Here is a 22,562-nt window from a genome sequence, read left to right as displayed (position 1 = left end):
TGCTGTACCGGACGCCGCCTCGGCGGCGGGGTCCGGTACAGCAGTCGGTGGCGAGGGGGCTCCGGTTCCGAACACTTGGGGGATTTCTTCTCGATAGCCGGAAGCTGACGGCTGGCAGCGGACAACGGACAGATGACAGACGACAGCTTTCAGCGAACAGATAACAGATTTCGAAATCTGTTATCTGTTTGCTGTCAGTTGTCCGCCGCTGCCCGCTGCCAGCCGCCCGCCCGCCGCTCAGCAGGCGGTCGCGAGCTCCCCGGCCTCGGCGGCGCGCAGGCGTGCCACCAGCTCCTCCCGCGCCCGGGCGACCCGGGAGCGGACGGTCCCGACGGGGCAACCGGCGACCTCGGCCGCCTCGGCGTAGCTCAGGCCGACCACCTGCGTCAGCACGAAGGCCTCGCGCCGCTGGGCGGGCACCCGGTCGAGCAGGTCGCCGAGCGCGACGCCGTCCTCGAACCCGGCCGTCGGTGCGCCGCCCTGCCGCTCCGCCGCCTCCTGCCAGTCCGGCAGGGCCGCGCAGCGCGGCCGGGCGGCGGCCATCCGGTACCGGTCGATCACCGTCCGCCGGGCGATCGACAGCAGCCAGGTGCGGGCGGAGGAGCGCCCCGCGAACGCGGGCAGGCCGCGCAGTGCGCGCAGGAAGGTCTCCTGGGCGAGGTCGTCGGCGGATTGCACGTCGGTCAGGTGGGCGACGAAGCGCCAGACGTCCCGCTGGGTCGCCCGGACGAAGGCCTCGACGTCGGCCGCCCGTCCGGAGCGGGCGGTCAGCGCCAGTGCGGTGAGCTGCTCGTCATCCACGGCGGCCCCCCGCCCGGCCGGTCCCGGCGGCACGGCCATGCGGGACGATGGTCGTATGAGATGCGCGCAGTTCCGTACCGCTCTGTCCGCCCGGCTCGACGGCGAACCGAGCGGTCTGCCGGAGGTACGGCTGGACAAGCACGTCGCGCGCTGCGCCGGCTGCCGGGAGTGGCTGGCCAGGGCCGAGCAGCTGCACGGCCGGGTGCGGGCGGGCACCACCGACGGGCCCTCGCCCGAGTGGTCGGCCCGGCTGCTGGCCCGGCTGGGCGAGGGCGGCCCCGAGGGCCGTGCTCCGGACGGACCGCGGTCCGTCGAGCGCTAGGCGCGGTGGGCGTGCCCGGCGGGGCGGGCGCGTCCGGGGGAGCGGAAACGGCGGGACGGTGGCGCCGGCCGGAGCCGGTGCGCCGTCGAAGTCAGGCATGGGAAGGTCCCGAGGGGAAGGCGGGGAGCGGCACCGCGCAGGGCGGCACCGTCGGCGTCCATGGGCAGCCGCGCGGCACGCCGGCCCTGGGGAGGAGCGGCGGCGGACGCGGGCCCGCACCCTGACGGCACGACGGCGCGGGGCGCGGCCGTACGGCAGGGCGACCTGCCCGTCGCGGGGTCCCGGTGGCCGGAGGTGGCCGGGCGGGGAGAAGCAGCGGCGGGCGCGTCAGCAGGCGAGGGCGAACGCCGGCGGCCCGCGCCGGACCACGGCATGCGTCAGCAGCACCGACCGGGGCGGCCGGGCCCGGTCGTCGGCCGGGCGGGGCGCTGCCGGGGCCCGGTAGCCGAAGGGGCGCGCGAACAGCGCCAGCAGCGGGAGCAGGAGCGCGCCCGCGACCACCGCGCCGAGCGCACCGAGCAGCTCGAAGAGCCGGACCAGCGCCGCGTCGCCGCGCCAGAGCAGGAGCGCGCACGCCAGCGCGGCGAGCACGTGGGCGGCGGCCATCCCCGGTGACATGCCGTGGGACATCCCGTGCGCCATGTCGTGCGCCGGTCCTTGCGCCGGTGCGCTCACCAGGTCCTGCGCCGTGCCGTACGACCCGCCGCCGTGCAACGCGCCGTCGGGCATCATGTGCGGTCCGTCGGGCATCCCGGTCATCCCGGGCAGGCCCGCGTCCACGGCGGTCGCGCCCGAGCCCCCGTGGTGCGTCCCGGCCGCCGGCCGCAGACCGCCGGTGGCCGGCGGGACGTCCGGGTCGATGCCCGCCATCCGCGCCAGTTCGACCGGGGAGAGCCCGCCGGGCGCCCGGTCGGGGTTGCAGAGCAGGAGGGCGGCCCAGTCCGTGGTGGCGAGCCGGCCGAGGCCGCCGCCCCCTCGGGAGAACGCCGCGGCCTGTTCGAACAACTGGTGCAGCGCGGTCTGCGCCACGACCATCCAGAGGCTGATCACCCCGAGTCCGCGCCGCTTCCCGGCGAGCAGCCAGGTCAGCCCGAGGACCGCCCCGAACCCGCCGGCCAGCACCGTCGGAGAGACTCCGGATCCGGCCATGGCGACGTGCGCGGTGGCGGCCATCGCCACGCACAGCGCGGCGAAGACCACGGCGCGCAGCAGGCGGATCCGGTCGGTCATCACGATGGCACTCATCGTCGCACCCGCCCTGCCCGGCCCGTAGCGCACCCTCCGGTCATGGCCGGTTCTGTGCCGTGAGACCATGCCCGGCCGCCGGCCCCCGGAGCCCGCCGGATCACCACCCGGTTCGGTCCGCCGACCCGACGCGACGAACCGAACAACGGCTCGTAGGACCATCGGGGCGGTTTGACAGCACGTACCCCATTGCTCACTTAATGTGCACCACCCCGTACGGTGCGTATCGGGACGACGCTGTTCAGAAGCAGGGAGGTCCGGCCTTGGAGACCCCGACGGATACCTCGGCGCCCATTGCCGACAATGCCAAGTCCGCTGCCCCCACGGAGCCGACCGTCCCGCAGCAGGCGACAGGCCGGAAACAGGCGACGGCCGTGGTTGAAGTCGAAGCCGAGGAACTCGGCGAGCAGGCCGAAGCCGCCGCCCCGGCCGAAGCCGCCGCCCCGGCCGGAGCTGTCGAGCAGGCCGGAGCTGTCGAACCGGCCGAAGCCGTCGAGCCGGATGAAGCAGAGGAGTCGGCCAAGGCTGAGGAAGCTGCCGGACCGGCCGAAGCCGCCGAGTCGGCCGACGTCGCCGGACCAGCCGAAGCCGCGGAGCGGGCCGAAGCCGAAGAGCCGACCGAAGCCGCGGAGGCGGCCGGAACCGCTGAACCGGCCGAGGCCGCAGAGCAGGCCGACCCACCCGGATCCACCGAGCCCGCCGACGAGGCTGACCCCGCCACCCCGGCTGAAGCAGCGGAGTCGGCCGAGGCCGCCACCCCGGCCGAGCCCGCGAAGCCGACCGAGCCCGCCGCCCTGCCCGCGTCCGTCGACCTCGCGGACCCCGGCTTCTGGCAGCTGCCCGCCCCCGACCGCGCCGCCGCCTTCGCCGAGCTGCGCCGCCGCCCCGGTCCGGTGTTCTTCGGCGACCGCGCCACCGGTCGCGGCTTCCACGCCCTGGTCCGTCACGCCGACGTGGTCGAGGCCAGCCGCACCCCCGCCGTCTTCCTCAGCGGCCCCGGTGTGACCACCCCCGTCCCGGCCCGCTGGGTCCGGCTGCTGTTCGGCGACTCGATGGTGAACCTGGACGACCCCCGCCACGCCCAGCTGCGCCGGATCGTCTCGCGGGCGTTCACCCCGCGGCTGCTCGACCGGGTCGAGGAGGACGTCCGGCGGATCAGCACCGAGCTGGTCGACCGGATCGAGCGGGAGCGGCCGGAGGACTTCGTGACCGCGGTCGCCGCCGAACTCCCGTTCCAGGTGATCTGCACCATGATGGGCATCCCGGAGCGGCCGCGCCGCACCATCCTCGACCTGGTCAACCGCACCTCCGAGGACATCGGTGTGGCCCGGCCGCTGCGCCGCCGGCTGCGGGTGCCGGGGCGCGGGCTGCGGGCGCTCGCCCGGATGCAGGGCATCGTCGCCGGGATCGGCCGCCGTCGCCGTCGCCGGCCGGAGGAGGACCTGATCTCCGCGCTGGTCACCGCCGACGTGGACGGCCGCCGGCTCACCGGACGCGAGCTGGGCGCCTTCTTCAGCCTGCTGCTGGTCGCCGGGGTCGAGACCACCCGCAACGCGCTGGCCCACGGCCTGCACCTGCTGACCGTCCACCCCGAGCAGCGCGCCCTGCTGCTCGAGGACCTCGACGGACGGCTCGGCGGCGCGGTGGACGAGATGGTCCGCCACGCCACGCCGATCATCCAGTTCAACCGGACCCTCGCCGTCGACCACGAGCTGGGCGGCTCCGGCGGCCCGCTGCTGCGCGCGGGGGAGAAGGTCGCGCTGTTCTACGGCTCGGCCAACCGCGACGAGGAGGTCTTCCCCGACCCCGACGTCTTCGACATCACCCGCACGCCCAACGCCCACCTCGGCTTCGGTGGCGGCGGTCCGCACTACTGCCTCGGCGCGCACCTGGCCCGGCAGGAGATGACGACGCTGTTCCGCGAGCTGTTCACCCGCCTTCCCGAGGCGCGGTCGGTCGGCGAGCCGCAGCTCGTCCCGTCCAGCTTCGACCACCGGGTCCGCTCGCTGCGCTTCACCTTCTGAGCCTCCTGAGCGCCCCGGCCGCCCGGCCACCCTGAGCACCCCGGCTGCCCCGGCCACCCTGGGCGCCCCGGAGGCCCCGGGCGCCCCGGACCTCCTGAGCGACCGGTCCCCTCCGGACGGCCGGGGCTCCGACGGCTACTCGGCCGGCTCCCAGACCGCGTTGTCGTGCGCGAACAGCACCCGGTGCGGCCCGTGCTCGGCCACCCGGTCGAGCCAGGCCCGGTACCCGGGCAACGGCGGGGCCACGCCCTCGCGCACCGCCCGCCGGGCGAGCACCGCCTGCCCGTACTCGGAGGCGAAGTCGTAGGCCTGCCCGGCCAGCAGGACCGGCCCGCCGCCCGGGCGGTCCACCAGCAGTGACTGGTGGCCCCCGGTGTGGCCGGGGGTGGGCAGCACCCGGACGCCCGGCCAGACCTCGGCCTCGCCGTCGAGTTCGCGGTACTCGGCGCCGGGGAAGTCGACCAGCGCGTCGATGGTGTACCCGCCGCGCCGGGCGGTGGCCAGCTCCTCCGTCTGGACCAGGACGGGCGTGCCGGCGAACAGCGGGTTGCCGCCGCAGTGGTCGAAGTGGAGGTGGCAGTTGACCACCAGGTCGATGTCGGCGACGGCGACCCCGGCCGCCGCGAGCGCCTCCGGCAGCGGGCGGCGGACCGGGCGGTAGTGCGCCTCGGTCTCCGGTTCGCCGCCACCGATCCCGGTGTCGAACAGCAGCAGCCCCTCCGGACGTCGGACCAGGTACGCGAGCACCGGTTCCACGCGCGGCTCCGGGCCGCCCACTTCGGTGGCCGGTCGGACGAAGTACCCCAGGTCGAGACGGCGGATCACGTGCAATTCAGCCCCCATGTCGCAGTGCGTCGCTCTGCCCCCGTACGGGCGGCCGCGCGGGCCCCCCGTTCGCACCCTACCCGCCGACCGGCAGCCCCCGGTCGGCCTTCACCTGCTTCATCGTCAGGTGCGAGTTGACCTGCGCGATGCCCGGCAGGCCGGAGAGCACGTCGGTGATGAAGCGTTCGTACGCGGCGATGTCGGCCACCGCGATCCGCAGCAGGTAGTCGGGTTCGCCGAACAGCCGGTGGGCCTCCACCACCTCCGGCAGCTCGGCCACCCGGCGCTCGAACTCGGCGACCGTCACCTGGTCCTCGTGACGCATGGTGATCGTCACGAAGGGCTGGAACCCGCGCCCGACCGCCGCGCCGTCCAGCACCGCCCGGTAGCCGCGGATCACACCGTCCTGCTCCAGTTGGCGCACCCGGCGCAGGCAGGGGGACGGGGTGAGGTCCACCCGGGAGGCCAGCTCGGCATTGGTCAGGCGCCCGTCCTGCTGGAGCTCGCGGAGGATTCTGCGGTCGATTCGGTCCATGGCGCAACATTCTGCCAAAACGCCGCTCCGACCTGCACGAAGTCGCCATCGCGTGCCAGCCCGATCCGGCTACCTTCAGTGACCGAACCCGATGCCGGGTCACTCCGGCAGATCCCCGGGGCACCCCGGCAGGCCGCTGGAACAACCTCCGGCCGACCCGCCGGAACGACCCCCGGCCGATCCGCCGGGCCCACACCGCGACGAGCACGACAGGCCACGCCCACGCCCATGGACACCCACGCCCTCCTCCTCTTCCTCGGAGTCGACCTCCTGCTGGTCTGCACCCCGGGCCCCGACTGGCTCTACATCGCCGCCCGCGGCCTCGGTCAGGGACGCCGCGCCGCGCTGATCGCGGTCGGCGGGGTCTGCGCCGGGTACGCCGTCCACACGCTGTTCTCCAGCGCCGGACTGGCCGCCGCGCTGCGCGCCGTCCCGGCCGCCCTGCCCGTGCTGCGCCTCACCGGCGCCGCGTACCTGCTGGTGCTGGCCGTCATGATGTTGCTGGCGCTGCGCAAGAGCGGGGGCGCCGCCGCCCTCGCCGCGCCCAAGCCGCAGCCCACCGCGACGGTGCTGCGCCAGAGCATGCTGACCGCGCTGCTCAACCCCAAGGGGCTGCTGCTCTACCTGTCCCTGGTGCCGCAGTTCGTCGACCCGGACGCCGCCCTGCCGGTCGGCGGCCAGGTGCTCGCGCTCGGCTCGCTCAACGTGCTGGCCTGCGCGGTGGTGTACGGGCTGGTCGCGTACGCCAGTGGGCGGCTCGGCGGCCGGTTCGGCGGCACCCCGCAGGCGGCCCGCCGGATGACCATGGTCTCGGCGGTGCTGTTGATGCTGGTGGCGGGCGTCACAGCGAGCGCCTGAGAACGGGAGCACAATGCCGGGCATGACCGAGCGCCCGTTGCCAGAAGGAACCACCGCGGCCACTGGAACCACCGGAACGGCGGCAGCCGCCGGGGCCGTCGACCGCCCGACCGCCCACGCCTGGGCGGCTCTCGGCGGGCCGCCCGAGCTGCTGGAGCGGGTGACCTTCCACGGCCCGGAGGACGTCCTGCCCTCCGGGCTGCCGGTGCGCCGGCTCGCCCGGGCCACCGTGGCGGTCTGCTCGCTGGCCGCCGCCGAGCTCGCGTCCCACCGCGCCGGAGGCTCGGCGCCCCTGGCCGCGTCCGTCCCCGCCGTCCGGGTGGACCAGGGGGCCGTCGCCACCGCCTTCGTCAGTGAGCGGCACCTGACGGTCGACGGCCGCGCGCCCGTCAACTTCGCCCCGCACTCCGGCTTCTGGCGCACCGCCGACGGCTGGGTGCGCACCCACGCCAACTACCCGCACCACCGGACCCGGCTGCTCTCCGCCCTCGGCCTCGCCGCGGACGCCGGGCCCGAGCAGCTCGCCGAGGTGCTCGGCAGGCTGCCGGCCGAGCGGATCCAGGAGCGTGCGTACGCGGCGGGAGCGCTCGCGGTGGCCGTCGTGCCGGTGAGCAGCGTCGTGCACCCCCTCGTGGAGCACCTGGAGGTCGGCGCCGCCGCCGGAACCGCGCCGGTCCGCCCGCTCGGCCAGGCCCCGGTGGACCGGCCCGCCGCCGGGATCCGGGTCCTCGACCTGAGCCGCGTGATCGCCGGACCGGTGGCCACCCGTACCCTCGCCCTGCTCGGCGCCGACGTCCTGCGGGTCGACTCGCCCCGGCTGCCCGAGGCCGACGACGCCCACGCCGACACCGGCTTCGGCAAGCGCTCCACCCGCCTCGACCTCGCCGAGCCCGCCGACCGCGCCGTCTTCGACGGCCTGCTCGCCACCGCCGACGTCGTCGTCTCCGCGTACCGCCCCGGCTCCCTCGACGCCCACGGCCTCGGCCCCGACGCGCTGTTCGCCCGTCGCCCGGACCTGATCCTCGCCCAGCTCTGCGCCTGGGGCTGGACCGGCCCCTGGGCCGGGCGGCGCGGCTTCGACAGCCTGGTCCAGGCGGGTGTCGGCATCGCCGCCCACGAGGCCGCCCCCGAGACCGGATCCGCCACCGGCGGCCGCCCCGGCGTGCTGCCCGCCCAGGCCCTCGACCACGGCACCGGCTACCTCGTCGCCGCCGCCGTGCTGCGCTCCCTCACCGACCAGCGCACCCGCCGCCCCGGCGGCCGCCACCTGCGCTTCTCCCTCGCCGGCACGGCCTCCTGGCTGCTGCACGGCATCGAACCGGAGACGCCGCGGGGAGGCCCGTCCGAGCCCTACGACCCCGCCCGCCGGCTGGCCGAGGTCGACTCCCCGTACGGGCGGCTGCGCCACGCCCTGCCGCCGATCGGCTACGAGGGGGCGCCCGCCGACTGGTCGCGCCCGCCGGGGCGTTGGGGAACGGACGAGCCGGTCTGGCTCTGACGGCCTCGGGCGGGCGCTGTCCGAGGCGTCTGGCAGCATCGCCGTCATGACCGCACACGCCACGGACTACACCTGGTTCCCCCGGCGCTACCCCGTCCTGGGTGAGGCCTGCTGCCTCACCCAGGTACAGGGGCTCGCGGCCGGTGAACTGCTGCGCCGCTTCAACGCCCTGCCGGGGACGGGCGCCGTCGGGCTGGAGGAGGTGGTGGCCCGCTGGAGCTCCTACACGAACGGGGCCGACGCCGAGGCCAGGGAGCTGTTCGACCCCGCCGAGGACCGGCTGCTCGTCGCCGTCACCGAACTCGACGGCTGGGCACTCGCGGTGGAGCCCTTCGGCTACCTCGGCACCCTGGACGCGGAGATCCTCCGGCTCGCCGAGGGCACCCGGCTGGTCTCGCACTACCGCAACGCCCTGGGGGCCGACCACTTCCACTGGTGGGAGCACGGCATCCAGCGGCTGCACTTCGAGCCGCTCTTCCCCGACCAGCGGGACGGCACGGACGCCGAGGCGCCCGGCATCCCCGAGCTGCTGACCGCCTGCGGCTTCGAGCTGGAGGCGGAGGCGTACGACCTGTGCGGCGAGGCCGCGTTCGCGCTCGCCGAGCGGCTGACCGACGTCCGGCTCGACCCGGAACGGCTGGAGGCCGCGACCTTCCGGATCGGCTACGCGCCGCGTCCGTGAGCCGTTCCGCCCAGCGCCGAGGCCGCGCCCCGGCGGGACGCGGCCTCGGTGTACCGGACGGCTGTTGTCAGACCCCGGACGGGATCTGCTTGGCCCGGCTGCGGACCTGGAGCGCCGTCACGATCTCGACCAGGCCCAGGATCACCAGCCAGCACCCGGACAGTACGGCCAGCGCGGTGATCGACCCGACCGGCCACACCATCAGCAGCACACCGGCCAGGGTGTTGGCCACGCCCGCGAAGGCCTGCCAGCCCCGGGCGGGCATCATCGGGTCGGAGATCGCGGCGGCGAGCTGGGTGATGCCGCGGAACAGCCAGCCGATCCCGATCCAGAGCGCGAGCAGCAGCAGCGACTGCACCGCACTGCGGAAGCAGAGCAGTCCCAGCAGCACGCAGATCGCGCCGCTGATGAAGGCCAGCACCCGCAGCGCGGTGGTGGAGTGGGTGCCGAACGCGGCGATCAGCTGCACGATGCCGATCACCAGCAGGTAGAGGCCGAACAGCACGCCCACCACCAGGAGCGTCTCCCGGGGCCAGGCGAAGACCACGATCCCGAGGGCGAGCGAGGCGAGTCCGGCGACCAGCAGGACCTGCCAGGCGGCCTTGGCGAGCAGTCCGAGCGGACCCTGGACCGGGGTGCCGTCGGGGGTGATGATCGGAGGGGCCACGGTGGCGTACTCCTCGGGGCTGACGCCGGGGCGGCCGGCTGACGGGCAGGGAACGAACCCCAGCCTCTCCGCGCCACGGCCGTACCGCGCGTCGGATACGGCCGTTCGGGGGATTCGCCGCGGTCGCCGGAACGTCACCCTCCGGACACTTGCCGTCGATACCATCCGTCGGTATGACTTCTGAAGGGTGGGGGACCCCTCCGGTCGAGCCGATCAGCCAGCACTACATCGTCTGCGGGGGCAACGCGCTGGCACACCGACTGGTCCTGGAACTCGTCGAGCACTACGAGGTGCCGGTCGTCGTCCTGGTCGCCGACCGGACCCGCGACCACGCGCCGCAGATCGAGCAACTCTCCGGCGTGGCGGCGGTCGTGGAGTACGCCAGCGTCACCGAGGAGGCGCTGCGCGCGGTGTCCATCGGCACCGCGCGCGGCCTCGCCCTGGTCGAGGGGAGCGACCAGGAGAACATCCACGCCGCGCTCAGCGCGCAGAACCACAACCCGGACATCCGCATCGTGTTCCGGATGTTCAACCAGCGGCTCGGCGAGAACATCGAACGGCTGCTCAGGAACGGTGCCGCGCTCTCCGGCTCCGCCACCGCCGCCCCGGCCTTCGCCTCCGCGGCGCTCGGGCGGCCCAACTCGGTGGAGATCGAAGGGCGTTACCTGCACATCGCGTTCGACGACGACATCACCTCCGACCGGATCTGCGTGGTCGCCGACCAGATCGACCGGCAGGACCTCGGCAGGATCCGACTGCTGCCCGAGCAGCAGGGAGACTCGGCCGAATTCGTCCGGCTCGCCGCCGAGTTCGGCGACCAGGGGCCGATCCGCCCCGGTGGCGTACGACCCGAACCGGCGCCGTCGGCCGAACCAGCGCCGGCGGCCGACCCGGAGCCTTCGGCCGAACCGGAGCCTTCGGCCGGGCCGATGCCGCCGGCCGGTCCGGTGCCGTCGCCCGGCCCCGCCCGGGAGGGGGAGCCGGGTGGCCGGGCGGCGCTCCAGGTGCTGCGGATCGAGCCCCGGGAACCGATCGACTGGATGAGACGGCTGCGCTGGCGGCTGCTCGACACCATGCGCTTCTTCACCAGTGCCCGGATGCGCCTGGTGCTGCTCACCGCCCTCGCGGCGGTGCTGCTGGCCTTCGGCGTGCTCTGGTACCTCAACCGGAACTTCGGCTGGACCGTCTACATCGCACTGCTCGACCTGGCCGGCGCCGCCCAGCCGGACCAGCTCTCCGACGTCGCCGCCGGGACGGGGGCGGGCACCGGCGGGTTCTGGCAGCGGGTCGCGCAGGTGGTGATCACCATCTGCGGGATCACCTTCGCGCCGGTCGCCACCGCGATCGCGGTCGAGGTGCTGGGCTCCGGGCGGCGCGGGCAGCCGCGCAACCCCGGGGCGGGCACCCGGGACCACGTGATCGTCGTCGGCCTCGGCAACGTCGGCACCCGGGTCGCGACCCAGCTGCACACCATGGGCGTGCCGGTGGTCTGCATGGAGCGGGACCCGCAGGCGCGCGGCATCGCCGCCGTACGGGCACTGGGGATCCCGGTGGTGATGGGCGACGGTCCGTTCGAACAGCAGCTGCGCCGGGCCCGGCTGAAGCACAGCAGGGCGCTGGTCGCGGTCAGCGGGGACGACGCCACCAACCTGGAGGCGGCCCTGGAAGCGCGCCACGGCAATCCCGAGGTCCGGGTGGTGGTGCGGCTGTTCGAGGACGACTTCGCGAGTCACTTCTACAAGACGCTGGACAACGCGGCCTCCCGGTCGGTGTCCTACCTGGCCGCGCCCGCCTTCGCGGCGGCGCTGATGGGGCGCGAGGTGCGCGGGACGCTGTCGGTGCTCCGGCACGTGCTGCTGATCGCCGAGCTGACGGTGGAGGACGGCAGCGGGCTGATCGGGCTGAACCGGCACGACCTGGAGGACCCGGGCGGCGTCCGGGTGATCGCGGTGCGCTTCGCCCACGGCGGACAGCTGCAGTGGAACTTCCCCGACCGCACCCGGCGGCTGGCCCCGGGCGACCAGATCGTGGTCGCCGCCACCCGCAGCGGGCTCGCCCGGCTGAACACGGTGGCGGTGGAGGAGCAGGGCTGAGCGGGGCTGTCCTCGGACGGGGTTCAGCTGACAGATTTCAGATTTCAACATCTGAAATCTGTCAGCTGTTATCCGTCGGCCGTCAGTTGTCAGCCGTCCTCGGCCGTCAGCGGTTCTGGAACTCCGGCGGGCGCTTCTCGGCGAAGGCCGTCATGCCCTCCTTCTGGTCCGCCGTGGCGAAGGCCGCGTGGAAGAGCCGGCGCTCGAAGCGGACGCCCTCGGCGAGCGTCGTCTCGAAGGCGCGGTTGACGCTCTCCTTCATCATGATCGCGGCCGGGGCGGACATCGCCGCGATCGTCTCGGCGGTGGCCAGCGCCTCGGACAGCAGCTGGTCGGCGGGGACGATCCGGGAGACCAGTCCGGCCCGCTCGGCCTCCTCGGCGCCCATCATCCGACCGGTCAGGCACAGCTCCATGGCCTTCGCCTTGCCGACCGCCCGGGTCAGCCGCTGCGAGCCGCCGATGCCCGGGATGACGCCGAGCTTGATCTCCGGCTGCCCGAACTTCGCGGTGTCCGCCGCCAGCAGGACGTCGCACAGCATGGCCAACTCGCAGCCGCCGCCCAGCGCGAACCCGGCCACGGCCGCGATCACCGGCTTGCGCAGGGCGCCGAGCCGGTCCCACGGGCCCAGCCAGTCGTCCAGGTAGACGTCCGGGAACCGGTTGCCCTGCATCTCCTTGATGTCGGCGCCGGCCGCGAAGGCCTTCTCCGAGCCGGTGATCACCAGACAGCCGATCTCCGGATCCCGGTCGAAGGCGGTCGCGGCGGCGACCACCTCGTTCATCAGCTGGGTGTTCAGCGCGTTGAGCGCCTTGGGCCGGTTGAGCGTGATCAGCCCCACCCGGCCCTTGCGCTCGACCAGGATCGTCTCGTAGGTCTCGGTCTCGGTCATCGCCGTCGACTCCCATTTCCGCTGCTCGGCGCCCGTGGGCGCGCCCTGACCACCCAACGATCTACGACGCGCCCCGCCTCGCGCCAGTCTTGGTATGCGAGACGCCGGTCACCAGGCGACGGAGGCGACGGCGGGGCGGTCGGACGGAGGCGGCGGCGGGACGAAGTGACGGCCGGACGGACGCCGGGCCGGTCAGAAGCGGACGCCGTAGCGCTCCGCCGCCTGCCGTACGGTCTCCGCCTTCACCTCGCCCCGGCGGGCCAGCGCGGCCAGCGCCGCGACCGTCACCGACTCGGCGTCCACCCCGAAGTGCCGCCGCGCCGCCGCCCGGCTGTCCGAGAGGCCGAAGCCGTCGGTGCCCAGCGAGGTCCAGTCCTGCTCCACCCACGGGCGGATCTGGTCCGGCACCGCGCGCATCCAGTCGCTGACCGCCAGCACCGGCCCGGGCGCCCCGGCCAGCGCCCTGGTCACGTACGGGACGCGGGCCGCCGCGCCGGTACCGGCCGCGGCCTGCGCCAGGTTGGCCGCGTCGCAGTCCAGCGCCTCGCGGCGCAGCTCCGTCCAGGAGGGTGCGGACCAGACGTCGGCCGCCACGCCCCACTCCTCGCCGAGCAGCCGCTGCGCCGTCAGGGCCCACTGCACGGCGGTGCCGGAGGCGAGCAGTTGGAGCCGCGGCGGGTCGGCGGGCAGGTCGACGGCCGGGGTGGCGGACGACGCGGCGACGTCCGCCGTGCGGTAGCGGTAGAGGCCGCGCAGGATGCCGTCCACGACCTCCTCGCCGTCCGGGAGCGCGGGCTGCACCAGCGGCTCGTTGTAGACGGTGAGGTAGTAGAACACGTCCTCGCCGTGGGGGTGTTGCTCGCTGCCGCCGTACATCCGGCGCAGGCCCTCGCGGACGATCACGGCCACCTCGTAGCCGAACGCCGGGTCGTAGGAGAGCGCGGCCGGGTTGGTGGAGGCGATCAACTGGGAGTGGCCGTCGGCGTGTTGGAGGCCCTCGCCGGTCATGGTGGTGCGGCCGGCGGTGGCGCCGACCAGGAAGCCGCGGCCCAACTGGTCGGCCATCGCCCACATCTGGTCGGCGGTGCGCTGCCAGCCGAACATCGAGTAGAAGATGTAGAACGGGACGACCGGCTCGCCGTGGGTCGCGTACGAGGTCGCGGCGGCGGTCAGCGAGGCCATCGAACCGGCTTCGGTGATGCCCTCGTTGAGGATCTGGCCGGTCGTCGACTCCTTGTAGTGGAGCAGCTGGTCGCGGTCGACCGGGTCGTAGGTCTGCCCGAGCGGGGAGTAGATCCCGGCGGTCGGGAAGAGCGACTCCATGCCGAAGGTGCGCGCCTCGTCCGGGACGATCGGCACCCAGCGGTGGCCGGTCGCCTTGTCCCGCAGCAGGTCCTTGACCAGCCGGACGAAGGCCATGGTGGTGGCGATCTCCTGGTTGCCGGAGCCCTTGAACAGCGTCTCGAAGGGCTTCGCGGGCGGGGTGGGCAGCGGTGTGAAGCGCACCCGGCGGGCGGGCGCCGGCCCGCCCAGTGCGGCGCGGCGCTCGCGCAGGTAGCGGGCCTCCGGCGAGTCCGGGCCGGGGTGCGCGTACGGGGGCAGAGGGTCGTTCAACGCGGCGTCCGGAATGGGGAGTTCGAGCAGGTCGCGCATGGCCCGGAACTCGGCTCCGGAGAGCTTCTTCATCTGGTGGTTGGCGTTGCGGGACTCGAAGCCGGGGCCGAGCGTCCAGCCCTTGACGGTCTGCACCAGCACCACGGTGGGCGCGCCCCGGTGTTCCAGCGCCGCGCGGTAGGCCGCGTACACCTTGCGCGGCTCGTGGCCGCCCCGGGAGGTGGCGACCGTCTCGATCAGCCGCCGGTCGTCCACGGTGTCGGCGAGCGCCCGCAGTTCGGGCGAGCTGTGGAAGAGGTGCTCGCGGACGTACCCGGCGTCCGAGGCGGCGTAGGTCTGGAACTGCCCGTCCGGCACCTCGCCGAGCCGGCGGACCAGTGCGCCCGTGGTGTCGCGGGCCAGCAGCTCGTCCCAGGCCTCGCCCCACAGCGACTTGACCACGTTCCACCCGGCCGCGCGGAAGCGGCGTTCCAGCTCCTGCACGATCTTGCCGTTGCCGCGCACCGGCCCGTCCAGGCGCTGCAGGTTGCAGTTGACGACGAAGGTGAGGTTGTCCAGGCCCTCCCGGGCGGCCAGCGCGAGCGCGGCGGTGGACTCGGGCTCGTCCATCTCGCCGTCGCCGAGGAAGGCCCACACGTGCGAGCCGGAGGTGTCCTTGATCCCGCGCGCGGTCAGGTAGCGGTTGAACCGGGCCTGGTGGATCGCCGAGAGCGGCCCGAGGCCCATCGAGACGGTCGGGAACTCCCAGAACCAGGGCAGCCGGCGCGGGTGCGGGTAGGAGGGCAGGCCGTCGCCGCCGGCCTCCTGGCGGAAGCGGTCCAGCTGGGCCTCGGAGACCCGGCCCTCCAGGAACGCGCGGGCGTAGACGCCGGGGGCGGCGTGGCCCTGCACGTACAGCTGGTCGCCGGAGCCGTCGGCCTCCTTGCCGCGGAAGAAGTGCTGGAAGCCGACCTCGTACAGCCAGGCGGCGGAGGCGTAGGTGGCCATGTGCCCGCCCAGGCCGCCGCGGTGGTTGCCCCTGGTCACCATGGCGGCGGCGTTCCAGCGGTTCCAGGCGGTGATCCGGCGCTCCATCTCCTCGTCGCCGGGGAACTCCGGTTCGGCGGCGGTGGGGATGGTGTTGACGTACGGGGTGTCCAGCAGCGGAGGGACGTCGAGCCGCTGCAGCTCGGCGTGCTCGACGAGGCGGCGCAGCAGGTGGGCGGCGCGGTTCGGTCCGCCGAAGTCGCGGGCGGCGTCAAGGGACGCGCGCCACTCCGCGATCTCCTCGGGGTCGTGGTCGGGAAGCTGGTCGAGCTGGGACACGGGTGGTTCCCCTTTACCGGTGCGCTTCAGGGTGCTTATTCCAGGATGCGGAATAGCATTTCTCTCCATGGAACTATTTGGACGGTAGAGAGTGATCGGGTGGCCCGTCAACCGCTACTGGCGGGTAGTTTGAGCGATGATCGATCATCTCTATGCGAACTTTATGCGGAAGGGCAACCCCGGCCCGAGCGGCTCAGTCGGAGTGCCGGGCGTACTCCAGGACGTGCTCGGCCAGCAGCCGGCCGACCGCCGGGTCCTGCCGCCGGAAGGCCTCGATCAGCGGCCGGTGGTCGGCGGCGTTCTCGTGCAGCTCCGGCCGGACCCGGTGCAGCGACAGCACCGTCCACACCTCGACCCCGAGGCCCTCCCAGGCCCGCAGCAGCGTCCCGTTGCCGGAGGCGGCGACGATCTCGCGGTGGAAGGCCACCCCGTGCCGGGCCTGGCCGAGGGCGTCGCCCGCCGCCGCGGCCGCCGCCATCCGCTCGGCGTGCCGCTCCAGCGCGGTGGTGTCCCCGGCCAGCCGGACCACCGCCGACTCGGCGGCCAGCCGCTCCAGCGCGGCTCGCACCTGGTAGACCTCGCGCAGCTCGGCCGGTCCGATCTCGCGCACCCGCACGCCCCGGTTGGGCTCGGCGTCGAGCAGCCCGAGGGTCTGGAGCGCGCGCAGCGCCTCGCGGACCGGCGCCTGGCTGACGTTCAACTCGGCGGCCAGGCGCCGCTCGACGATCCGGTCCCCGGGCTGCCAGCGGCCGTTCAGCAGGCCCTCCAGCAGCAGCCCGCGCACCTGCTCGCCCAGCGGCACCCGGGACAGCGGGTCGGTGCCCCCGGCCGGGGTCGGCGGCGGGACCGGGTGGTTCATGGCGGGCTCCAGGTGTGCCGTGAAAGTGGGGAAGGGGGGCTCAGGCCAGGCCCAGTTCGTCGCCCTCGCGCGGGGCGAGGAAGCGGGCGACGTCCGCCTCCGTCACCTCGGCGAGCGTGCCAGGCTTCCAGCGGGGGTTGCGGTCCTTGTCGATCACCTGCGCGCGGACGCCCTCGACCATGTCGTGGCCCTCCAGCGCGGCGCAGGAGATCCGGTACTCCTGGTCGAGCACGGCCTCCAGCGAGGGGAGCGTACGGGCGCGGCGCAGCGCGGCCAGGGTGGTCTTCACGGCGGTGGGGGAGTTCGCCAGGACGGCCTCGGCGGCCTCCTTGGCCTCCGGGACACCGGAGTTCAGCAGCCGGTCGACGATCTCCTCGACCGTGTCGGCCGCGTAGCAGGCGTCGATCCAGGGGCGCTGGGCGGCCAGTGCGGCGGGCGGCGCGGGCTCGGCGTGCGCGGCGACGACGGCCGCGACGGCGGAGGCGACGGCGGTGGTGCCGGTTGTGGTGCTGTCGGGCGCCGTGGCGGTGCTCCGGCCCAGGGCGTCGAGCAGGTCCGGGATGCGCCGCGAGGGCACGAAGTGGTCCGCGAAGCCGCACAGCAGGGCGTCGCCCGGGCCCATCGAGGCCGCGCTGAGCCCGAGGTGGGTGCCCAACTCGCCCGGGGCGTGGGCGAGCAGCCGACTGCCGCCGACGTCCGGGGCGATCCCGATCCGGGTCTCGGGCATCGCGACGGTGGACCGCTCGGTGACGATCCGCACCGCGCCGTGGGCGGACACGCCGACGCCGCCGCCCATGGTGATGCCGTCCATGACCGCGACGTACGGCTTCGGGTAGCGGGCGATCAGCGCGTTCAGCCGGTACTCGTCGCGGAAGAACGCCCGGGTGCCGGCCCCGCCCGCCTTGGCGTCGTCGTGCATCGCGCGGATGTCGCCGCCCGCGCACAGGCCGCGCTCGCCCGCGCCGGTCAGCACGACGGCGCGTATCCGGTCGTCCGCGGCCCAGCCGTCCAGGGTGGCGCGCAGGGCGGTGACCATGCCGTGGGTCAGCGAGTTGAGCGCCCGGGGGCGGTTCAGCACGAGCCGTCCGACGCCGCCGTCCAGGAACGCCTGGACCTCCGCCACCTCTGCGTTCATCGGGCCCGCTCCCGTTCCTCGGTGATGTCGTCGGCGATGCCGATTCCCGCCGTCCACCGTACCGGGGCGGGCGCCCGTTGTGATCACTCGCCCGGCGATCATGTTTCCGACGGGCGCTCCAGGGGCGCTCCGCGGTGCGCGGGAGGCGCTACGGCCAGGCGCGCAGGGCGAGTTCGGCGGTGCGGGCCAGGTCGGCGGGGGTGGCGCCGTCGCGGGCCTGCTGGGACATGCCCTGGAGGACCGCACCGAAGTAGCCGGCCAGCCCCTTCGGGTCGGCCTCCGGCGGCAGTTCGCCGTCCTGCTGTGCCCGGCGCAGCCGCTCCTCGAAGGTGCGCAGGTTCCCGTTGCGTCGCTCGCGCAGCTGGTCCTGGATGACGGCGTCCTGCGGGGTCACATTGGTGGCGGCGGAGATCACCAGGCAGCCGGCCGGATGCGACGGGTCGGCGTAGACGGCGGCGGCCTCGCGCAGGATGCGGGCGAAGGCGCCGTACGCGGTGGGCTCCTCCGCCAGCGCGATGGCCGCGAACTCGCCGGCGGGGGAGTGGCCGTACTGGCGGACCACCTCCTCGAACAGCGACCGCTTGTCACCGAAGGCCGCGTACAGGCTGCCGGGGCGGATGCCCATGGCGGTGGTGAGGTCGGTGACGGAGGTGGCCTCGTAGCCGTGCTGCCAGAACAGCCGGGTGGCCGCGGCCAGGGCCTCGGCGCGGTCGAAGGCCGGCGGGCGTCCGCGACGGGGAGTGCGCGGCGGGCCGGTGGGCCCGTCCGGGGATGCCGTTGTCGCCGCGTGCGCCTCTGTCATGCGCTGAATTTTAGAGCACTCACTCAAGAAGTGTGTGCTAGCGTATTTCTTGAGCGATCGCTCAAGAAATACGCTGAGTGCAAGCAGGAGGGGGCTCGGACATGGGCGCGGACAGGCTTCAGGGCAAGACGGCACTGGTCACGGGGGGCAGCAGGGGGATCGGCCGGGCCATCGCCCGCCGGCTCGGGCGGGACGGCGCCACCGTCGCCGTCGGCTACGCCCGCGATGCGGTGGCGGCGGAGGAGGTGGTGGCGGGCATTCGGGCGGACGGCGGGCGGGCCTTCGCGCTGCCCGCCGCGCTCGGGCGGCACGGCGATGCCGTCGCGCTGTGGGAGGCCTTCGACGCGCGGATAGGCGAGTACGCGCCGGCCGGGGGCGTCGACATCATCGTGAACAACGCCGGGATCGGGCGCAGCTCCGACCTCGCCGGCCTGACCGAGGAGGAGTTCGACGAGGTCTTCGCGGTCAACGTCCGCGCACCGTTCTTCATCGTCAAGCACGGGCTGGAGCGACTGCGTGACGGCGGCCGGATCATCAACATCTCCAGCGGCCTGGCCCGGCTCGCCATGCCGGAGATCATGGCCTACGGCGCCACCAAGGGCGCGCTGGACACCTTCTCGCTCAACCTCGCCCAGCAGCTCGGGCCGCGCGGGATCACCGTCAACTCCGTGGCGCCCGGGATCATCGACACCGACCTCAATGCGGAGTTCCTGGGCGATCCGGAGGCGCGGGCCTGGGCGGCCTCGGTCGCCGCGCTCGGCCGGGTCGGGGCGCCGGAGGACATCGCGGACGTCGTTGCCTTCATCGCCTCGGACGACGCGCGGTGGATGACGGGGCGCGTGGTCGACGCCACCGGCGGCTCGCGGCTGTAGGCGGGAGCCGCCGGCGGTGGGGTAACAGATGACAGCTGACAGATGATGAAATCTGTCATCTGTCATCCGTCATCCGTCGGTCGTGAGCCCTCAGCCCCGCACGCGCCCGGTGACCTCGCCGAACCCGATCACGGCGCCGTCCGGCCCGGGCGCCGTGGCGGTGATGGTCACCTCGTCGCCGTCCTCGAGGAACGTCCGGGTCGTCCCGTCCGGGAGCTTCAGCGGCTCCTCGCCGTTCCAGGTCAGCTCGATCAGCGCGCCCCGGGTGTCCCGCTCCGGCCCGCTGACCGTCCCCGAGGCGAACAGGTCGCCGGTGCGCAGCGAGGCGCCGTTGACCGTCATGTGGGTCAGCTGCTGCTGCGCCGTCCAGTACATGGTGGCGAACGGCGGCCGGGAGACCTGGTGCCCGTTCAGCCGGACCTCCATCGCGAGGTCCAGGCCCCACGGCTCGCCGCCCCGGTCGTCCAGGTACGCCAGCGGCTCGACGTCGCGCTCCGGCGGCGTGACCCGGGCGTGGTCCAGGGCGTCCAGCGGCACGATCCACGGCGAGATGGAGGTCGCGAAGGACTTGCCGAGGAAGGGGCCGAGCGGCACGTACTCCCAGGCCTGGATGTCGCGCGCCGACCAGTCGTTGAGCAGGCAGACGCCGAACACGTGCTCGCGGAAGTCGTCCAGCGCGACCGGCCGGCCCAGCTCCGACGGCGTGCCGACGACGAAGCCGACCTCGGCCTCGATGTCGAGTCGGCGGGACGGCCCGAAGGTCGGTGCGGCGTCGGCGGGCGCCTTGCGCTGCCCGGACGGCCGCACCACCGGCGTGCCGGAGACCACGACCGTGCCCGCCCGCCCGTGGTAACCGATCGGCAGGTGCTTCCAGTTGGGGGTGAGCGGCTCCGAGCCCGGGCGGAAGATCCGGCCCAGGTTGGTGGCGTGGTGCTCGGAGGCGTAGAAGTCGACGTAGTCGGCGACCTCGAACGGCAGGTGCAGCTCCACCTCGTCGGCCGGCAGCAGCGCCGGCGACAGGGCCTCGCGGAAGGACTCGTCGGTGAGCCAGGTGGTGAGGTCCGCCCGCACCCGGCTCCAGACCGGGCGCCCCGCCGCCATCAGCGGGTTGAGCGAGTCCGCGTCCAGCAGCACCGACGGCGCTCCGGCCGCGCGGGCGGCCGCCCCGGCGTCCAGCACGAAGTCCCCGACGCGCACGCCGATCCGGCGCCGCCCGGGCTGGTCGGCGGCGGTGAAGACGCCGTACGGCAGGTTGTGCACGCCGAACGGCGAGTCCTGGGCGCTGGCGAGCCAGCTGCTGGGGGTGGTGCTCAACGGTCCTCCTGGTGCAGTGGACTGGGCGACGACAGCAGGCCGAGCGCGGCCAGGTCACCCAGGGGCTCGGCGATGCTACAGGTGCCGAACGCGGTGAACGAGTTGCGAATCACCACGATCTGACGGTCCGTCAGTGCGCGTGCCGCCTTGGCCAGCACCTCGCCGTCGCGTTCCGCCAGCACCGCCGCCGCGGCGGCCCGGTCGGTCTCCTGCGCGGCCAGCAGCACGTTCAGGAAGCCGTGGTGCTCGAAGCCGGTCTCCGGATCGGTGTGCCGGACGGCGTTGTGCAGTCCGGCGGTGCACTTGTACGGCAGTCCGCGCTGCGCGCAGCCGGTGAGGAAGGCGGCCAGTTCGTCCTCGTCCGGGAAGGCCTCGGCGACCAGCCCGCCGGTGCGGAACTTCGCCCGGTACGGGCTGTCCACCAGCACGTCCAGGACGGCGTCCAGCCCGTCCCCGCGCAGCAGTTCGCGGGGGAGTTCGACGGCGGCGGGGACGTCCGGGGGCAGCAGCCGGTCCAGCGCGGCCACCGCCTCGGCGGCGTCCCGGGTGGCCAGCTCGACGCCGGCCAGCTCGAACGGTGCGGCGGCGGCGAGCGCCGGGGCGAGCTCGATGCTGCCCCCCGGCAGCACCAGCCCGACCTTGAGCGGCCGGTCGCCCGCCACCACCGAGTCGTCCGCCCCCGCGGCGCCCGGAACCGAGCCGGCCGAGACCGCCGCGGCGAGCTCGCCCAGTCGGCCGGCCCCGCAGAGGAAGGGCCCGACCGCCTCGGCGTACCAGGCCGCACGGTGCGCCCGGTGCGCGGGCACCGCCTCGGCGACCGGCAGGTTCCCGGGCGGGAACACCGCCGCGTCGTCGAACAGTCCGCGGAACAGCTCGGGGATCACACCCCCCGAAGGCAGCGCGTTCATCGCCCGGGCCCCCGACCGGCCCAGGTCCAGGCGTAGTTGGCGTCCTCGGTGGCCCGGCCGCCCTCGCCGAGCTCCAGCGGGCGGAAGGTGTCCACCATGACGGCCAGCTCGTCGAAGAACTCCGCGCCGATGCTGCGCTCGTACGCCCCCGGCTGCGGCCCGTGGGTGTGCCCGCCCGGGTGCAGCGAGATCGAGCCCTGGCCGATGCCGGAGCCCTTGCGGGCCGCGTAGTCGCCGCCGCAGTAGAACATGACCTCGTCGCTGTCCACGTTGGCGTGGTAGTACGGCACCGGGATCGCCAGCGGGTGGTAGTCCACCTTGCGCGGGACGAAGTTGCAGATCACGAAGCCGTTGCCCTCGAAGACCTGGTGGGCCGGCGGCGGCTGGTGGATCCGGCCGGTGATCGGCTCGAAGTCCTTGATGTTGAACGCGTACGGGTACAGGCAGCCGTCCCAGCCGACCACGTCGAACGGGTGGTGCGGCACGGTGTATCGGGTGCCCGCGATCCCGTTCGGGCCGCGGTGCTTGACCAGCACGTCGACGTCCCCGGGGGCGTCCACGACCAGCGGGCCGACCGGTCCGCGGAAGTCCCGCTCGCAGTACGGCGCGTGCTCCAGCAGCTGCCCGTACTTGGACAGGTAGCGCTTGACCGGGGTGATGTGGCTGTTCGCCTCGATGCAGTAAGCGCGCAGCGGCTCGTCCCCGGCCGGCACCCAGCGGTGGGTGGTGGCACGGGGGATGACCACGTAGTCGCCCTGCCCGACCTCGATCGAGCCGAACACCGTCTCGACCGTGCCGGAGCCGGACTCCACGTACACGCACTCGTCGCCGAGCCCGTTGCGGTAGAGCTCGCTCGGGGCCCCGGCGGCGACGTACGAGATCCGCACGTCGCCGTTGCCGAGGACGAGCCGGCGGTTGCCGACGACGTCCGCGGACTTCCAGTCCTGGTCCGCGAACAGCTCGTGCAGCTTGAGGTGGCGGGGGAGGAGGGGGTGGTTGGGCACCGTGGACTGGTCCGGCAGCTCCCACGGCACCGCGTTGACCACCGCCGAGGGGATGCCCCGGTGGTAGAGCAGCGAGGAGTCCGAGGAGAACCCCTCCTCGCCCATCAACTCCTCGTAGTACAGCCCGCCTTCGGGGGTGCGGTGCTGGGTGTGCCGCTTGGGCGGGATGCTTCCCAGCTGCCGGTAGTACGCCATCTCCGTGGTCCTCCTCGACCGTTCGGCAGAGATCCGTTCGTCAGAGCCTGCCAGAGCCTGTCAGGGCCCGGACAGACCCTTGTCAGGGTCCGTCCGGGCTTCTGCAGAGCTC

General features: G+C 74.0%; 20 protein-coding genes. 7 read left to right on the top strand and 13 right to left on the bottom strand.

The window, feature by feature from the left end; all coding sequences use genetic code 11:
• Positions 1–237: 237 nt before the first annotated feature.
• Positions 238–840: a sigma-70 family RNA polymerase sigma factor gene (locus ACFVU7_RS08455; protein ID WP_117490806.1), complete on the bottom strand. Its 603-nt coding sequence runs from the start codon at positions 838–840 to the stop codon at positions 238–240.
• Between the two features lie 16 nt (positions 841–856).
• Between ACFVU7_RS08455 and ACFVU7_RS08450 the strand changes: the two genes are divergently transcribed.
• On the top strand, positions 857–1,123 hold the full coding sequence (locus ACFVU7_RS08450) for a zf-HC2 domain-containing protein (RefSeq protein ID WP_388044699.1): 267 nt from the start codon (positions 857–859) through the stop codon (positions 1,121–1,123).
• Positions 1,124–1,450: 327 nt separating this feature from the next.
• On the opposite strand, the gene ACFVU7_RS08445 is transcribed toward ACFVU7_RS08450, so the two are convergent.
• Positions 1,451–2,368: a hypothetical protein gene (locus ACFVU7_RS08445; protein ID WP_388044698.1), complete on the bottom strand. Its 918-nt coding sequence runs from the start codon at positions 2,366–2,368 to the stop codon at positions 1,451–1,453.
• A gap of 794 nt (positions 2,369–3,162) precedes the next feature.
• On the opposite strand from ACFVU7_RS08445, the gene ACFVU7_RS08440 reads away from it, so the two are divergent.
• Positions 3,163–4,392, top strand: coding sequence for a cytochrome P450 (locus tag ACFVU7_RS08440; protein WP_074004426.1), 1,230 nt, complete (start codon positions 3,163–3,165; stop codon positions 4,390–4,392).
• Positions 4,393–4,527: 135 nt separating this feature from the next.
• On the opposite strand, the gene ACFVU7_RS08435 is transcribed toward ACFVU7_RS08440, so the two are convergent.
• Both ACFVU7_RS08435 and ACFVU7_RS08430 read right to left on the bottom strand, forming a co-directional pair.
• The gene (locus ACFVU7_RS08435; RefSeq protein ID WP_388044697.1) at positions 4,528–5,235 is read right to left on the bottom strand and encodes an N-acyl homoserine lactonase family protein; all 708 of its coding nucleotides are present in this window, start codon (positions 5,233–5,235) and stop codon (positions 4,528–4,530) included.
• A gap of 58 nt (positions 5,236–5,293) precedes the next feature.
• Complete coding sequence (locus ACFVU7_RS08430) at positions 5,294–5,752, bottom strand: Lrp/AsnC family transcriptional regulator (RefSeq protein WP_049652743.1); 459 nt, start codon at positions 5,750–5,752, stop codon at positions 5,294–5,296.
• Between the two features lie 228 nt (positions 5,753–5,980).
• Here ACFVU7_RS08430 and ACFVU7_RS08425 point away from each other — a divergent pair, with 228 nt between their 5' ends.
• Genes ACFVU7_RS08425 through ACFVU7_RS08415 form a run of 3 tightly spaced genes read left to right on the top strand, consistent with a single transcriptional unit; the run spans position 5,981 to position 8,790 of the window.
• A complete protein-coding gene (locus ACFVU7_RS08425) occupies positions 5,981–6,610 on the top strand; it encodes a LysE family translocator (protein WP_388044696.1) in 630 nt (209 codons plus the stop codon).
• A 22-nt stretch (positions 6,611–6,632) separates the two neighbouring features.
• Positions 6,633–8,108 carry a CoA transferase gene (locus ACFVU7_RS08420; RefSeq protein ID WP_079272430.1) on the top strand — a complete coding sequence of 492 codons (1,476 nt, stop codon included), beginning with the start codon at positions 6,633–6,635 and terminating at the stop codon, positions 8,106–8,108.
• 46 nt (positions 8,109–8,154) lie between these two features.
• Positions 8,155–8,790, top strand: a complete 636-nt coding sequence (locus ACFVU7_RS08415) for a DUF6461 domain-containing protein (RefSeq protein WP_388044695.1) — start codon at positions 8,155–8,157, stop codon at positions 8,788–8,790.
• Between the two features lie 67 nt (positions 8,791–8,857).
• Here the strand turns inward: ACFVU7_RS08415 and ACFVU7_RS08410 are convergent, their stop codons facing one another.
• Positions 8,858–9,457, bottom strand: coding sequence for an HdeD family acid-resistance protein (locus ACFVU7_RS08410; protein ID WP_049652737.1), 600 nt, complete (start codon positions 9,455–9,457; stop codon positions 8,858–8,860).
• 173 nt (positions 9,458–9,630) lie between these two features.
• Here ACFVU7_RS08410 and ACFVU7_RS08405 point away from each other — a divergent pair, with 173 nt between their 5' ends.
• The gene (locus tag ACFVU7_RS08405) at positions 9,631–11,550 is read left to right on the top strand and encodes an NAD-binding protein (RefSeq protein ID WP_388044694.1); all 1,920 of its coding nucleotides are present in this window, start codon (positions 9,631–9,633) and stop codon (positions 11,548–11,550) included.
• 106 nt (positions 11,551–11,656) lie between these two features.
• Here ACFVU7_RS08405 and ACFVU7_RS08400 read toward each other — a convergent pair whose 3' ends face one another.
• The 5 genes from ACFVU7_RS08400 to ACFVU7_RS08380 all read right to left on the bottom strand — a co-directional run bounded on the left by ACFVU7_RS08400 (position 11,657) and on the right by ACFVU7_RS08380 (position 18,157).
• Positions 11,657–12,442, bottom strand: a complete 786-nt coding sequence (locus ACFVU7_RS08400; RefSeq protein WP_074004199.1) for an enoyl-CoA hydratase — start codon at positions 12,440–12,442, stop codon at positions 11,657–11,659.
• 192 nt (positions 12,443–12,634) lie between these two features.
• Positions 12,635–15,361, bottom strand: coding sequence for a pyruvate dehydrogenase (acetyl-transferring), homodimeric type (gene aceE / locus ACFVU7_RS08395; RefSeq protein WP_388044693.1), 2,727 nt, complete (start codon positions 15,359–15,361; stop codon positions 12,635–12,637).
• 193 nt (positions 15,362–15,554) lie between these two features.
• Complete coding sequence (locus ACFVU7_RS08390) at positions 15,555–16,220, bottom strand: GntR family transcriptional regulator (protein ID WP_049652728.1); 666 nt, start codon at positions 16,218–16,220, stop codon at positions 15,555–15,557.
• A gap of 40 nt (positions 16,221–16,260) precedes the next feature.
• Positions 16,261–17,355 carry an enoyl-CoA hydratase/isomerase family protein gene (locus ACFVU7_RS08385; RefSeq protein ID WP_388044692.1) on the bottom strand — a complete coding sequence of 365 codons (1,095 nt, stop codon included), beginning with the start codon at positions 17,353–17,355 and terminating at the stop codon, positions 16,261–16,263.
• Positions 17,356–17,503: 148 nt separating this feature from the next.
• The gene (locus ACFVU7_RS08380) at positions 17,504–18,157 is read right to left on the bottom strand and encodes a TetR/AcrR family transcriptional regulator (RefSeq protein WP_388044691.1); all 654 of its coding nucleotides are present in this window, start codon (positions 18,155–18,157) and stop codon (positions 17,504–17,506) included.
• A gap of 101 nt (positions 18,158–18,258) precedes the next feature.
• On the opposite strand from ACFVU7_RS08380, the gene ACFVU7_RS08375 reads away from it, so the two are divergent.
• Positions 18,259–19,029, top strand: coding sequence for an SDR family oxidoreductase (locus tag ACFVU7_RS08375; protein WP_380737517.1), 771 nt, complete (start codon positions 18,259–18,261; stop codon positions 19,027–19,029).
• Positions 19,030–19,119: 90 nt separating this feature from the next.
• On the opposite strand, the gene fahA is transcribed toward ACFVU7_RS08375, so the two are convergent.
• Genes fahA through ACFVU7_RS08360 form a run of 3 tightly spaced genes read right to left on the bottom strand, consistent with a single transcriptional unit; the run spans position 19,120 to position 22,450 of the window.
• On the bottom strand, positions 19,120–20,343 hold the full coding sequence (gene fahA / locus ACFVU7_RS08370; protein WP_388044690.1) for a fumarylacetoacetase: 1,224 nt from the start codon (positions 20,341–20,343) through the stop codon (positions 19,120–19,122).
• A complete protein-coding gene (locus ACFVU7_RS08365; protein WP_388044689.1) occupies positions 20,340–21,251 on the bottom strand; it encodes a hypothetical protein in 912 nt (303 codons plus the stop codon). The genes fahA and ACFVU7_RS08365 overlap by 4 nt, the downstream gene beginning before the upstream one ends.
• Positions 21,248–22,450, bottom strand: a complete 1,203-nt coding sequence (locus ACFVU7_RS08360; RefSeq protein ID WP_388044688.1) for a homogentisate 1,2-dioxygenase — start codon at positions 22,448–22,450, stop codon at positions 21,248–21,250. Before ACFVU7_RS08360 ends, ACFVU7_RS08365 begins: the two co-directional genes overlap by 4 nt.
• Between the last annotated feature and the right edge of the window lie 112 nt (positions 22,451–22,562).

This window comes from Kitasatospora sp. NPDC058046 (genome assembly GCF_042885595.1).
Lineage (GTDB): Bacteria > Actinomycetota > Actinomycetes > Streptomycetales > Streptomycetaceae > Kitasatospora.
Note: the sequence above shows the minus strand (reverse complement) of the source record. Positions and strands in the feature narration are given on the sequence as shown.

Excerpts from the sequence above, each read along its gene's own strand:
- ACFVU7_RS08450 (WP_388044699.1), top strand. The coding sequence starts at position 857 with ATGAGATGCGCGCAGTTCCGTACCGCTCTGTCCGCCCGGCTCGACGGC.
- ACFVU7_RS08420 (WP_079272430.1), top strand. The coding sequence starts at position 6,633 with ATGACCGAGCGCCCGTTGCCAGAAGGAACCACCGCGGCCACTGGAACC.
- ACFVU7_RS08360 (WP_388044688.1), bottom strand. The coding sequence starts at position 22,450 with ATGGCGTACTACCGGCAGCTGGGAAGCATCCCGCCCAAGCGGCACACC.
- ACFVU7_RS08375 (WP_380737517.1), top strand. The coding sequence starts at position 18,259 with ATGGGCGCGGACAGGCTTCAGGGCAAGACGGCACTGGTCACGGGGGGC.
- ACFVU7_RS08455 (WP_117490806.1), bottom strand. The coding sequence starts at position 840 with ATGGCCGTGCCGCCGGGACCGGCCGGGCGGGGGGCCGCCGTGGATGAC.
- ACFVU7_RS08415 (WP_388044695.1), top strand. The coding sequence starts at position 8,155 with ATGACCGCACACGCCACGGACTACACCTGGTTCCCCCGGCGCTACCCC.
- ACFVU7_RS08425 (WP_388044696.1), top strand. The coding sequence starts at position 5,981 with ATGGACACCCACGCCCTCCTCCTCTTCCTCGGAGTCGACCTCCTGCTG.
- ACFVU7_RS08400 (WP_074004199.1), bottom strand. The coding sequence starts at position 12,442 with ATGACCGAGACCGAGACCTACGAGACGATCCTGGTCGAGCGCAAGGGC.
- ACFVU7_RS08435 (WP_388044697.1), bottom strand. The coding sequence starts at position 5,235 with ATGGGGGCTGAATTGCACGTGATCCGCCGTCTCGACCTGGGGTACTTC.
- ACFVU7_RS08405 (WP_388044694.1), top strand. The coding sequence starts at position 9,631 with ATGACTTCTGAAGGGTGGGGGACCCCTCCGGTCGAGCCGATCAGCCAG.
- ACFVU7_RS08390 (WP_049652728.1), bottom strand. The coding sequence starts at position 16,220 with ATGAACCACCCGGTCCCGCCGCCGACCCCGGCCGGGGGCACCGACCCG.
- ACFVU7_RS08430 (WP_049652743.1), bottom strand. The coding sequence starts at position 5,752 with ATGGACCGAATCGACCGCAGAATCCTCCGCGAGCTCCAGCAGGACGGG.
- ACFVU7_RS08445 (WP_388044698.1), bottom strand. The coding sequence starts at position 2,368 with ATGAGTGCCATCGTGATGACCGACCGGATCCGCCTGCTGCGCGCCGTG.
- ACFVU7_RS08380 (WP_388044691.1), bottom strand. The coding sequence starts at position 18,157 with ATGACAGAGGCGCACGCGGCGACAACGGCATCCCCGGACGGGCCCACC.
- ACFVU7_RS08365 (WP_388044689.1), bottom strand. The coding sequence starts at position 21,251 with ATGAACGCGCTGCCTTCGGGGGGTGTGATCCCCGAGCTGTTCCGCGGA.
- ACFVU7_RS08385 (WP_388044692.1), bottom strand. The coding sequence starts at position 17,355 with ATGAACGCAGAGGTGGCGGAGGTCCAGGCGTTCCTGGACGGCGGCGTC.